At 68.2% G+C, this 11,247-nt stretch carries 9 protein-coding genes; 8 read left to right on the top strand and 1 reads right to left on the bottom strand.

Annotated elements, in window-relative coordinates:
* The 3 genes from ACGLHR_RS18265 to ACGLHR_RS18255 form a co-directional block, all read left to right on the top strand.
* Positions 1-277, top strand: a 277-nt coding sequence (locus ACGLHR_RS18265) for an ATP-binding cassette domain-containing protein (protein WP_309404169.1), incomplete at its 5' end; no start/stop codon positions are given.
* 32 nt (positions 278-309) lie between these two features.
* Complete coding sequence (locus tag ACGLHR_RS18260) at positions 310-1,191, top strand: TatD family hydrolase (RefSeq protein WP_267606109.1); 882 nt, start codon at positions 310-312, stop codon at positions 1,189-1,191.
* A 73-nt stretch (positions 1,192-1,264) separates the two neighbouring features.
* Complete coding sequence (locus ACGLHR_RS18255) at positions 1,265-3,703, top strand: DNA internalization-related competence protein ComEC/Rec2 (RefSeq protein WP_400095682.1); 2,439 nt, start codon at positions 1,265-1,267, stop codon at positions 3,701-3,703.
* Here ACGLHR_RS18255 and ACGLHR_RS18250 read toward each other — a convergent pair.
* Entirely contained in the window at positions 3,615-4,553 is a 939-nt protein-coding gene (locus ACGLHR_RS18250; protein WP_400095681.1) for a MurR/RpiR family transcriptional regulator, read from the bottom strand. The two genes, ACGLHR_RS18255 and ACGLHR_RS18250, sit on opposite strands and share 89 nt — an antisense overlap.
* A gap of 325 nt (positions 4,554-4,878) precedes the next feature.
* Between ACGLHR_RS18250 and edd the strand changes: the two genes are divergently transcribed.
* The 5 genes from edd (at position 4,879) to ACGLHR_RS18225 (ending at position 11,113) form a co-directional block, all read left to right on the top strand.
* Positions 4,879-6,765, top strand: coding sequence for a phosphogluconate dehydratase (gene edd, locus ACGLHR_RS18245; RefSeq protein WP_400095679.1), 1,887 nt, complete (start codon positions 4,879-4,881; stop codon positions 6,763-6,765).
* Between the two features lie 188 nt (positions 6,766-6,953).
* Positions 6,954-7,463, top strand: coding sequence for a gluconokinase (locus ACGLHR_RS18240; protein ID WP_400095678.1), 510 nt, complete (start codon positions 6,954-6,956; stop codon positions 7,461-7,463).
* Between the two features lie 264 nt (positions 7,464-7,727).
* Positions 7,728-9,200: a circularly permuted type 2 ATP-grasp protein gene (locus ACGLHR_RS18235; protein WP_400095676.1), complete on the top strand. Its 1,473-nt coding sequence runs from the start codon at positions 7,728-7,730 to the stop codon at positions 9,198-9,200.
* A 95-nt stretch (positions 9,201-9,295) separates the two neighbouring features.
* Positions 9,296-10,249, top strand: coding sequence for an alpha-E domain-containing protein (locus ACGLHR_RS18230; RefSeq protein ID WP_400095675.1), 954 nt, complete (start codon positions 9,296-9,298; stop codon positions 10,247-10,249).
* A gap of 39 nt (positions 10,250-10,288) precedes the next feature.
* Positions 10,289-11,113, top strand: coding sequence for a transglutaminase N-terminal domain-containing protein (locus ACGLHR_RS18225; RefSeq protein WP_400095673.1), 825 nt, complete (start codon positions 10,289-10,291; stop codon positions 11,111-11,113).
* Positions 11,114-11,247 lie beyond the last annotated feature (134 nt).

Here is an 11,247-nt window from a genome sequence, read left to right as displayed (position 1 = left end):
CGACCGGGCGCAGCACCGGCCCGGCGAGTTGTCCGGCGGCGAGCGCCAGCGGGTGGCCATCGCCCGCGCGCTGGTGGGCGGCCCGGCCTGCGTGCTGGCCGACGAGCCCACCGGCAACCTGGACGACCACACCGCGGGCGGCGTCTACGACCTGATGCTGGAGCTGTCGCGCACGCTGGGCACCAGCTTTGTGATCGTGACCCACGACCTCGACCTGGCCAGCCGCTGCGATCGCGTGCTGCGCCTGCGCGACGGGCATATCCACCGCGAGCGCTAACAGCGCGCCAGCCCGGCACAGCGGAGCCTGCCATGTGGATCGATACCCATTGCCACCTCGACGCCGGTGAATTCGATGCCGACCGTGACGCCGTTGCCGCCGCCGCTGCCACGGCGGGGGTGACGGGCATCGTGCTGCCGGCGGTGGCCGTGTCGAACTTCGCCGCGGTGCGCTCGCTGGCGCACCGCCACGATAGCTGCGTCTACGCGCTGGGGATCCATCCGCTGTGCACGCCGGGTGCGGGGCGGGGCGACCTCGACGCCTTGCGCCGCGAGGTGCAGGCCTCGCTGGCCGATCCGCGCTTTGTCGGCATCGGCGAGATCGGGCTCGACTTCTTCGTGCCCGGCCTCGACGCCGCGCATCAGGCCTGGATCTATGCCGAGCAGCTCAAGCTTGCCCGCGAGTTCGACTTGCCGGTGCTGCTGCACGTGCGCAAGTCGCAGGACCAGGTGGCGGCCCAGTTGCGCCGCATCGGCGTGCGCCAGGGCATTGCCCATGCCTTCAACGGCAGCGTGCAGCAGGCCCGGGGGTTTATCGACCAGGGCCTCAAGCTGGGCTTTGGCGGCAACCTGACCTTCAGCCGCGCCAACCAGATCCGGCGCCTGGCGGCGGAGCTGCCGCTCGACGCCATCGTGCTCGAGACAGACGCGCCCGACATCGCACCTGCATGGCTGTCCGACGACCAGTTTGGCGAGCAGCACAAGGCACGCAACACGCCTGCCGAGGTGGCCGGCGTGGCCCGGGTGCTGGGCGAGTTGCGCGGCCTCGAAGCCGCGCCGCTGGCGCAGGCGATGTGGCGCAACTCCGTGGGCGCATTGCCGCGGCTGGGCGCGTTTGCGGCAACCATGTTCCCCTCGGCATTGCCTGCCCCGGCCCCGGCCGAAACAATCGGCAACCAACCCGTTTCATCCTGACAAGCCTCACGGCCGGTGACGGCCGTATAAGCAGACGCATCCGATATCCCATCTAGCCGTTGGGGGAATCCGCATGCGTCTGTTCTTGCTCGCCTTCGTGGCGGGCTGCTGGTGGCTGCAGCAACAAGGCTCGCTGCCGCGTGGCGGCGCGGTGTGGGTGTTGGCGGCTGCCGGGCTCCTGGCGGCCGCGCTCGCGCTGCGTCTGCGCACGCGCCATACCGGCTGGGCGCGGCTGGCCTTGATCGCGTTGTCGCTGTTGGCTGGCTTCGCCTGGTCGGCGTGGCGCGCCGAGGTTCGTCTGGGCGAGCGCCTGGCGAGCGCGCTGGAAGGCGTGGACCTGGTGGTGAGCGGCGTGGTGGCCGGGCTGCCGGCCCAGGCCGCGCGCGGCCAGCGCTTCGTGTTCGCGCTCGACGATGCGGGCGGCATGCCTTCCCGCGTCTTGCTGGGCTGGGAGGACGCGCCGGCCGGCTTGCGTCCGGGCGAGCGTTACGTCTTCACGGTGCGCTTGCGCCAGCCCCATGGCCTGGCCAACCCGCATGGCTTCGATTACGAGTTCTGGCTGATGGCGGCGGGGCTTGGCGCCACCGGCTACGTGCGCGATGCCATGGGCGAGCCGCAAGACGCTGTCGGCGAACGGCTCGCGTGGCGAATCGCGCGGTGGCGGGCGCAGGTGCGCGATCACGTCTTGCAAAGCCTGCCAGCCGATGCCCGCTTTGCGCCAGTGCTGGCTGCCCTGGTGGTAGGCGATCAGCGCGGAATCCTGCAGCGCGACTGGACCTTGTTCACGCGCACCGGCATCGGCCACCTGATCAGCATTTCCGGCCTGCATATCACCATGATTTCCGGCCTTTTCTCCAGCCTCGTCTATTGGCTGTGGCGGCATTCGTTCGGGCTCGGGCGATGGCTGCCGCGGCCCTTGCCGCTGTGGTGGCCGGCGCGGCGCGCCGCGCTGGTGGGCGCGGTGATTGCCGGCTTCATCTACGGTCTGCTGGCGGGCATGCAGGTGCCGGCGCTGCGCACCGTGTCGATGCTGGTGGTGGCGGCGCTGGCGCTATGGAGCGGGCGCACGCCGCCGGCCTCGCTGGTGCTGTCCTGGGCCGCGTTCGTGGCGATCGGGCTAGACCCTTGGGCGGTGCTGTCGCCCGGCTTCTGGCTTTCCTTCGGCGCGGTGGGCGTGATCTTCCTGGCCGCGGCGCAACCGGCCAATCACGCTACGCTGACGCGTTGGCAGCGTTTCCGAGCCAGCCTGGCGCAGGCCACGCGCACGCAATGGTCCGTCACCATCGGGCTGGTGCCGCTGACCTTGCTGCTGTTCCAGCAGGTCTCGGTGATTTCGCCGCTGGCCAATGCGGCGGCGATCCCGCTGGTCAGCCTGCTGGTGACGCCGATGGCGTTGCTGGCGGCGGCGGTGCCGGCGCCGCTGGCGGGCTGGTTGCTCAGCCCCGCGCATCTGTTGCTGCACTGGCTGGTGCTGGGCCTGGAGTGGCTGTCGGCGCCGCCGTGGGCGGTGTGGCAGGCCGCGCGCGCCGGGCCGGTGGCGCTAGCGCTGGCCGTGCTCGGCTCGCTGCTGTTGCTGGCGCCCGTGCGCTGTGGCGTGCGCGCGCGCCTGCATGGCGTGGTGCTGCTGCTGCCGATGGTGCTGGCGGGGCGGCAGCCGGTGGCGCACGGGGAGTTTCGCGCCACCGCGATCGATATCGGGCAGGGCACGGCGGTGCTGGTGGAAACGCGCTCGCGCGTGCTGCTCTACGATGCCGGGCCGGCTTACGGCTGGGGCGCCGGGCGTGGCGAGCTGGGCAGCAGCGCCGGCGCGCGGGCCATCGTGCCGTTCCTGCGCGGCGCCGGCGTGCGCCGGCTGGACACGCTGGTGATCAGCCATGAAGACGCCGACCATGCGGGCGGCGCGCGCGACATCATGGCGGCGCTGACGGTGGACAGCCTGCTGTCGGGCGCGCCGCCGGGACATCGGCTGCTGGTGCCGCCGGCGAACGCTGCGCACCTGGAGGCGCAGCCCTGCGCGGCGGGCCAGCAGTGGGAGTGGGATGGCGTGCGCTTTGCCATGCTGCATCCCTTGCCGGGCGCCGCGCAGAATGCCGCCATCGACAGCAATGCGCGCAGTTGCGTGCTCAAGGTGGCGGGCAGCGCGCGTAGCCTCCTGCTGACCGGCGATATCGCCCGGCGCGACGAGGCGGCGCTGCTGGCGCGCCTGTCCACGCAAGACTTGCGCGCGGACTTCCTGCAGGTGCCGCATCACGGCAGCAACACCTCATCGAGCGGCGCGTTCCTGGCCGTGGTGGCGCCGGAGGTCGCGCTGTTCCAGGTGGGCTACCGCAACCGCCACCGGCATCCGCGGCCCGAGATCTGGGACCGCTACGGTTCGCACGAGATCGCGCGCTATCGCAGCGACGAAACCGGCGCGGTCCAGCTTACGACGCGCGGCGAGTCTTACGCGCTGCGGGCTTACCGCCAGCACGAGCGGCGCTACTGGCGCGCGGCGCCGCCTGCGCCTCGTTGAGGTGCGCGGGCTCGGCCTGGGCGATACGGCGCTCGCGCAGGTGCGCCTTGGCGCGTTGCAGGCCCGCGCAGACGGTGTCGGCGCGTTCCAGGGCAACGCCCGCTGCCAGCACGTCGCCCAGCACCAGGTGGCAGATGCGGGAGGTCATCGGGGTGTAGACCTCGCTGTCTTCTTCCACGTCCGAGAACACGCAGACGTCGGCCAACGCGGCCAGCGGCGAGCCGCTGTGGGTCAGCGCCAGCACGCTGGCGCCGCTGGCGCGGGCCAGCGTGGCGGCGGCCAGCATGTCCCAGGTGCGCCCGCTGTTGGAGACCAGCACCGCCACATCGCCGGGCCCGAGCAGTGCCGCCGACATGCTGAAGACGTGCGAGTCCGAGTACGCAACGGTGGGCATGCCGAGGCGGAAGAACTTGTGCTGGATATCCAGGGCGACGATGCCCGAATTGCCGCAGCCATAGAACTCGATGCGCTTGGCCGCGGCGAGCAGCTGGATGCCGTGCTCGATCTGGTCCGCGGACAGCGCGTTGCGCACCGTCATCAGGGTGGCGATGGTGCGGTCGAACACCTTGCCGGCGATATCGGCAGGGCGGTCCTCGGCCTTGACGTCCTGGTGCACGAAGGGCGTGCCGCCGCCCACGTTCTGGGCGAACTGGAGCTTGAACTCGCGAAAGCCGTCGTAGCCCAGCGCCGCGCAAAAGCGCGCAATGGTGGGCTGGGACACGCCCGCGCGCTCGGCCAGCTCGGGCATCGACAAGCGGATCACGCTGGCGCCGTGGCGGGCGACATAGTCGGCAAGGCGGCGTTCGGAGGGGCGAAGCGTGTCGTAGACGGCAAGAATTCGGTCGCGCATGGTAGAGGAGGGATGGCAGTCTGTGCCGGGGAATTGTTCTGGCTCTGGCCCCGGAATCCGTGGCTCGACGGATCGAGTGGCATGTAGATATTCTACAGAATTGGAGGCGAGGTCATTGTGACTTCGGTGAGGCGGATGGCTAGGGATTTCACCTATGCGAGCCAAATATGCCATGAATAATGCGCTTTTTGACGCGTGCACGTAGTGTTTTCAAATTGTCTTTAGATATAATGTAGAAAATCTACAAGCAATAGCGCCCGGTAGCGCCAACTAAGTCCCCCAGTCCTCCCGGATACGATCAGGCATCACGACCAGGAACTCCCCAATGTCAAAAGCCCTCCACGCCGAAGTCCACGCCGTCACCGAACGCGTGATCGCACGCAGCCGGCGCAGCCGCGCCGCCTATCTCGCGCGCTGCGAACGCGCCCAGCAGGAGCTCGGTCCCTTGCGCGGGCTGTCCTGCGCCAACCTCGCGCACGGCCTGGCCGCGCTGCCCGCGCATGACAAGCTCAAGCTGCGGGTCGAGCATGCCGCCAACCTCGGCATCGTCACCGCGTACAACGACATGCTGTCGGCCCACCAGCCGTACGAGCGTTATCCCGGCGTGATCCGCGAGGCCGCGCGTGCCGTTGGCGCGGTGGCGCAGGTGGCGGGTGGGGTGCCGGCGATGTGCGACGGCATCACGCAGGGCAATGCCGGCATGGAGCTGTCGCTGTTTTCGCGCGACGCCATTGCGATGGCCACGGCGGTCTCCCTGTCGCACAACACCTTCGATGCCGCGCTCATGCTGGGCGTGTGCGACAAGATCGTGCCGGGCCTGCTGATGGGCGCGCTGCAGTTCGGCCACCTGCCGGTGGTATTCGTGCCGGCCGGGCCGATGTCGACGGGCTTGTCCAACAAGGAGAAGGCACGCGTGCGCCAGCTTTACGCAACCGGCCAGGTGGGCCGCGAAGCGTTGCTGGAGGCCGAGTGCGAGGCCTATCACGGCGCCGGCACGTGCACCTTCTACGGCACCGCCAACAGCAACCAGTTCCTGATGGAAATCATGGGCCTGCATATGCCGGGCGCGGCCTTCGTGCATCCGGACAGCGGCCTGCGCGACGCGCTCACCGCCGCCGCCGCGCAACGCGCGCTGGCCCTGACGGCGCGGAGCGGCGACTACCTGCCGCTGGCCCGCATCGTGGACGAGCGCGCGGTAATCAACGCCGTGGTCGGCCTGCTGGCCACGGGTGGCTCGACCAACCACACCATCCACCTGGTGGCGATGGCGCGCGCGGCTGGCATCCTCATCGACTGGGACGATTTCGACCGTCTCTCTCGCATCACGCCGCTGCTGGCGCGGGTCTACCCCAACGGCTCGGCCGACGTGAACCACTTCCACGCCGCGGGCGGCGTGGCCTACGTGATTCGCCAGCTGCTCACCGCCGGCTTGCTGCACGAGGACGTGGAGACCGTGGTCGGGCGTGGCCTGGCCCGCTATACGCAAGAGCCCGTGATGATCGACGGCGTGCTCCAGTGGCGCGATGGCGCGGCTGTCAGCGGCGATGCCGCGGTACTGGCCACCGCAGCCGAACCGTTCTCCGCCGAGGGTGGCTTGCGCCTGCTGCAGGGCAATCTTGGCCGCGGCATGATCAAGGTGTCGGCGGTCGCGGACGAGCATCGCGTGGTGGAAGCGCCGGCACGCGTTTTTGACTCGCAAGAGCAATTGCAAGCCGCGTTCGAAGCCGGCGAGTTCACGGGCGACATGATCGCGGTCGTGCGTTTCCAGGGGCCCAACGCCAATGGCATGCCTGAACTGCACCGCCTCACCCCGGTGCTGGGCGCGCTGCAGGACGCCGGCCACAAGGTTGCGCTGGTGACCGATGGCCGCATGTCCGGCGCCTCCGGCAAGGTGCCAGCGGTCATCCATGTGGGGCCTGAGGCACTTGCTGGCGGCCCGCTGGCGCGCGTGCGCGACGGCGACCGGATCCGCGTGGACGCCGTGGCGGGCACGCTGGAATGGCTCGGCGCCGCCAACGGCGACGGCGACCTGGCGACGCGTGCTTCGGCCGTGCTGCCGGACGACGCCTTCACGAATTTCAGCGTTGGCCGGGGCCTGTTCGGGCTGTTCCGGCGCAATGCGCGGATCGCGGAGGAGGGCGGCAGCGCGCTGGACCTATCCGAGGCCGACGCGCCCGGCGCTGTCCAAACGGGCGCGGCCGTCGCACAATAGGCAGCGCCCCATAAATTTGTGTCATTTGTGTCCCCGGCAGCCGACAGCTGGCGGGGACGACCCCGAGCCGGCCCATGCGGGTCCTATCATGGCTTCATGGCTGAACGCTTCCGGAGCCGACCGGCGGCTGGCGCGGGGACTACCGACAAGGATGGGAAAACCATCCGAACATGATCGTTGGAGCAGACATGATCTACATCCTGATGGGCGTTTCCGGCAGCGGAAAGACCACGGTCGGCCAACTGCTGGCCAAGACCTTGCAATGCGGCTTCCACGATGCCGATGAATTCCACAGCCCCGCCAACAAGGCGAAGATGCACAATGGCATCCCGCTGACCGACGACGACCGCTGGCCCTGGCTGGCCGCGATGCGCGCGGCGATCGATACGGCCCGCGCCGAAGGGCGCACCCACGTGTTTACCTGTTCCGCGCTGCGGCAAACCTACCGCGACCGCCTGACGCCCGCCGACGGCGGCGTGACCTTTGTCTACATGAAGGGCGATGCGGCCGTCATTGGCGGCCGCCTGGCCGAGCGCAGCGACCACTTTTTCAATCCCGCCCTGCTGCAGAGCCAGTTCGAGACCCTGGAGGAGCCGCGCGATGCCCTGGTGCTCGATATCCGCCAGACGCCGGAGGCGCTGGTGCAGCGCATCCTGGCCGGAGTGCAGGCGCAAAAAGGTGCGGCGATCGCCCGCTAGGGCGATCGCCAATGCCGGCCCGAAGCCAAGGCTGGCAAACATCTTGCTTAATCCATGTTTGATGGCGCGAATGCTTGCCGCTTGCGGCTTTCGTGGTCATAGGTATCCTATAGGGACAGCACTTCGAAGCATGACGAGACGGTCCGCGGCCAGGCCGCCGGGCCTCGGGTGGTGATCTCAAGGTGCTGTGCCGGGAACAACAAGCCAATCAAAACGGGTAGCCGGCAGTTTGGGCGGCACTCAAATCATGGGGGAACGGCCATCATGGCGGCGCGGTTTTTCGACGAGATGCTCGATTGGCAAGATGGCGTGGCAGCAGCAATCCACGCGGGCGAGACCCTGCCGGCAGGTGCCGTGCGGGGGCATTACAAGCAGTTCGCGGATTGGTTGGCGCGCCAGTCCGAAGGCACCATGGACAACAAGCGCGCCGAGGCTGATCTGATCTTCCGGCGCGTGGGCATCACGTTCGCCGTTTACGGTGAAAAAGACGAGTCCAACAGCGGCACCGAGCGGACCATCCCGTTCGACGTCATTCCCCGCATCTTCCCCGCCAGCGAGTGGGCAACGCTCGAGCGCGGCCTGCGCCAGCGGGTGTCGGCGCTGAACCGCTTCATCCACGATATCTACCACGGGCAGGACATCATCCGCGCCGGTGTGATCCCACCCGACCAGATCTATAACAACGCGCAGTACCGCCCCGAGATGCTCGGCATCGACGTGCCCCGCGATATCTATGCCCACGTGGCAGGCATCGACGTGGTGCGCGCGGGCGAGGGCGAGTTCTACGTGCTGGAAGACAACCTGCGCGTGCCCTCCGGCGTGTCCTACATGCTGGAGAACCGCAAGATGATGATGCGGTTGTTCCCGGACCTGTTCGCGCGCAATCGCGTGGCGCCTGTCGCGCACTATCCCGACCTGCTGCTCGATATGCTGCGCGGCGTCTCGCCGCAGAACATTGCCGATCCCACGGTGGTGGTGCTCACGCCCGGCATGTACAACTCCGCGTACTTCGAGCATGCCTTCCTGGCCCAGCAAATGGGCGTGGAGCTGGTCGAGGGCAGCGACCTGTTCGTGCAGGACGATCACCTCTACATGCGCACCACCCAGGGCCCGCAGCGCATCGATGTGATCTACCGCCGGGTCGACGACGATTTCCTCGACCCGCTGGTGTTCCGCTCGGATTCCACGCTGGGCGCGGCGGGCCTGCTCTCGGTCTATCGTGCCGGCAATGTCACCATCTGCAACGCCATTGGCACGGGCGTGGCCGACGACAAGTCGATCTATCCCTACGTGCCCGACATGATCCGCTTCTACCTCGGCGAGGAAGCGATCCTCAACAACGTGCCGACGTACATGTGCCGCCGCCCGGACGACCTGCAGTACGTGCTGGACCACATGAGTGAGCTGGTGGTCAAGGAAACCCATGGCGCCGGCGGCTACGGCATGCTGGTGGGGCCTGCCGCCACGCGCGCGGAGATCGATACGTTCCGCGAGGTCGTGCGCGCGCGTCCCGAGCAGTACATCGCGCAGCCCACGCTGGCGCTTTCCACCTGCCCGACGTATGTCGAGTCGGGGATCGCGCCGCGCCACATCGACCTGCGTCCGTTCGTGCTGTCCGGCAAGGACGTGCGCATGGTGCCGGGCGGGCTGACCCGCGTGGCGCTGCGCGAAGGCTCGCTGGTGGTCAACTCCTCGCAGGGCGGAGGCACCAAGGACACCTGGGTGCTGGAGCGCTGAAGCGCGGCGCACGCAAGGATAGTTTGTGATTCCCGCGCTGGCCGCCGCGTTGCCGGCGGCGCGCGGGTGAACAGCGCTGTACGAGGGGACTAAACATGCTTAGCCGCACCGCCGACCATCTGTTCTGGATGGCGCGCTATACCGAACGCGCGGAGAACACCGCGCGCATGCTGGACGTGAATTACCAGACTTCGCTGCTGCCGCAATCCGCGGAAGTGGCGGAGCAAGGCTGGTGGGCCATGCTCGATATCTCCGAGCTGACCACGGTGTTCGACGAAAAGTACGGCCTGCTCACGCGCGATGACGTGATCGATTTCATGGTGCGCGACATGACCAATGTCTCGTCCATCATGAGCTGCCTGCGCGCGGCCCGCGAGAACGCGCGCGCGGTGCGCGGCTCGCTGACCACCGAGGTCTGGGAGACCATCAACACCACCTGGCTCGACGTGCAGCGCATGATCGCCGACGGCGTGCTGGCGGAGGATCCTTCGCAGTTCTTCGAGTGGGTGAAGTTCCGCTCCCACCTGGCCCGCGGCGTGCAGTTCGGCACCATGCTCAAGGACGATGCCTTCCACTTCATGCGGCTGGGCACCTTCCTGGAGCGCGCCGACAATACCGCGCGGATTCTGGACGTGAAGTTCCAGGCCGGTACCGTCGACGACAGCGACCCCAATCGCGACGCAAACGACTTCTATCACTGGGCGGCGGTCTTGCGCTCGGTGTCGGGCTTCGAGGTGTACCGCAAGGTTTATCGCACCGTGATCACGCCCGAGCGCGTGGCCGAACTGCTGGTGCTGCGCCCCGACATGCCGCGCTCGCTGGTATCGAGCATGGATGAGGTGGTGTCGATCCTGGCGCTGGTGGGCAACCAGCATTCTTCGGAGACCGAGCGCCAGGCTGGTAAACTTCACGCCGATTTGAAATATGCGCGCATCGACGACATCTTCGCCGTCGGGCTGCATGCTTACCTGACCAGTTTCCTGGAGCGCATCGGCGACCTCGGCAACGGCATCAGCCGGGATTTCCTCGTGCCGCTGCTGGCTGCCTGACCTATAGAAGTGGGGAGGTCGTGCCGGCCTCGCCACATCATGAAATACAAGATTCACCACAAAACGGTCTACCGTTACGCCGAGCCGGTCCGGCGCAGCGTGCACGAACTGCGGCTCGCGCCGCGCTCGGGCCCGCTGCAGGCCGTGCAGGAATGGCAGTTGTCCGTTCCCGGCAACCTGTCCGAGGCGCGTGACGGCTTCGGCAATATCGTGCACAGCTTCACTGTGGCCGGGCCAGCACATACGTTGGTGATCGAGGCCAGCGGCGTGGTCGATGTGACGCCGCCAACTGACACGGACGGGCCGTTTTTCTGCGATGCGCCGCCGGCCGGCGAGGCGCGTGTCTCGCCGCTGTATTACCTTGGCGGCACAGCGCTGACCGCCGCCAAGCCGGAAATGGTGCGTTTTGCCGCGCCGTACCTGGCGGCGGGGGCGACGGTGCCTGCGCTGCTGGCGCTGGCCAACGGCATTGCGGGGCGGGTGCGCTACCAGGCGGATAGCACCGACGTGGGCACGTCCGCCAGCGATGCGTTCGCGCTGGGCAGCGGGGTTTGCCAGGACCAGGCGCAGGTGATGGTGGCATGCTGCCGCGCCCTGGGCCTGCCTGCGCGCTACGTCAGCGGCTATTTCTATGACCCGGCGGCCTCGGAGCTGGCCAGCCATGCCTGGGCCGATGTCTGCGTGGATGCCGGCAAGGAGTTGTGGTGCAGCATCGACGTGACCCACGGCTGCCTGAGCGACGCGCGCCATATCCGGCTGGCGGTCGGGCGCGACTATCGCATGGCCGCACCGGTCCGCGGCATTCGCGAAGGCGGCAGCGGCGAGCGGCTGGCGGTCGAGATCGCCATTGCACCGCTGCAGTGAGTGAAGTGGTGCGTCGCGCACCAAGAGCGGGCGCGCCGCAAGGTTCCGGGCGCACCGGCGCGGCGCTAGAATGCGGCCTTGACCCGGGTGACAAGCCTGGCGATGCGCCGGGCGTGAATTTGCACCATTACAAG

Source organism: Cupriavidus sp. CuC1 (assembly GCF_044627735.1).
GTDB classification, from domain to species: domain Bacteria; phylum Pseudomonadota; class Gammaproteobacteria; order Burkholderiales; family Burkholderiaceae; genus Cupriavidus; species Cupriavidus ulmosensis.
This window is presented reverse-complemented; position numbering and strand designations above follow the sequence as displayed.

What these genes read in the sequence shown, in the direction of transcription:
- ACGLHR_RS18260 (WP_267606109.1), top strand. Translation starts at nt 310, where the DNA reads ATGTGGATCGATACCCATTGCCACCTCGACGCCGGTGAATTCGATGCC.
- ACGLHR_RS18255 (WP_400095682.1), top strand. Translation starts at nt 1,265, where the DNA reads ATGCGTCTGTTCTTGCTCGCCTTCGTGGCGGGCTGCTGGTGGCTGCAG.
- ACGLHR_RS18250 (WP_400095681.1), bottom strand. Translation starts at nt 4,553, where the DNA reads ATGCGCGACCGAATTCTTGCCGTCTACGACACGCTTCGCCCCTCCGAA.
- edd (WP_400095679.1), top strand. Translation starts at nt 4,879, where the DNA reads ATGTCAAAAGCCCTCCACGCCGAAGTCCACGCCGTCACCGAACGCGTG.
- ACGLHR_RS18240 (WP_400095678.1), top strand. Translation starts at nt 6,954, where the DNA reads ATGATCTACATCCTGATGGGCGTTTCCGGCAGCGGAAAGACCACGGTC.
- ACGLHR_RS18235 (WP_400095676.1), top strand. Translation starts at nt 7,728, where the DNA reads ATGGCGGCGCGGTTTTTCGACGAGATGCTCGATTGGCAAGATGGCGTG.
- ACGLHR_RS18230 (WP_400095675.1), top strand. Translation starts at nt 9,296, where the DNA reads ATGCTTAGCCGCACCGCCGACCATCTGTTCTGGATGGCGCGCTATACC.
- ACGLHR_RS18225 (WP_400095673.1), top strand. Translation starts at nt 10,289, where the DNA reads ATGAAATACAAGATTCACCACAAAACGGTCTACCGTTACGCCGAGCCG.